The organism is Lyngbya aestuarii BL J (assembly GCF_000478195.2).
Lineage (GTDB): Bacteria > Cyanobacteriota > Cyanobacteriia > Cyanobacteriales > Microcoleaceae > Capilliphycus > Capilliphycus aestuarii.
Map to the genome: position 1 here is coordinate 1 of NZ_AUZM01000414.1, position 327 is coordinate 327.

Annotated in this window: 1 protein-coding gene; it reads right to left on the reverse strand. The window is 41.6% G+C overall.

Going from position 1 to position 327, the window contains the following annotated elements:
* The coding region (locus M595_RS28740; protein ID WP_023070063.1) for a PhnE/PtxC family ABC transporter permease at positions 1–327 on the reverse strand (327 nt) is incomplete at both ends.

Genomic DNA, 327 nt, shown 5'->3' on the forward strand with positions numbered 1-327 from the left:
GTGCTCTTCCGATCTACTGCTTAAAAGGGCGGTTAAAGCTTGGCGTGGGGTTTCATCTAATATATCTGAAAAAACTTTGGCGGTAATGGTACCAAATGGAATCGCGATCGCCAAAATAGCAACCAGGGGATCGAGTCCAAAGATATTCACAAAAAATAAGCCCCAAATGGCTTCGTGAATGGAACGAGGAATAGCTAAAAGCGATCGTATAAATAACCAAGGGGTTCCGAAAAGTTGAGGCGAAAGCGATCGCCACCAAATTTCTGAGGAAAATAAACCGCCAATTAAACCAATTAAAATACTAAAAACGGTTCCACAAACTGCAAA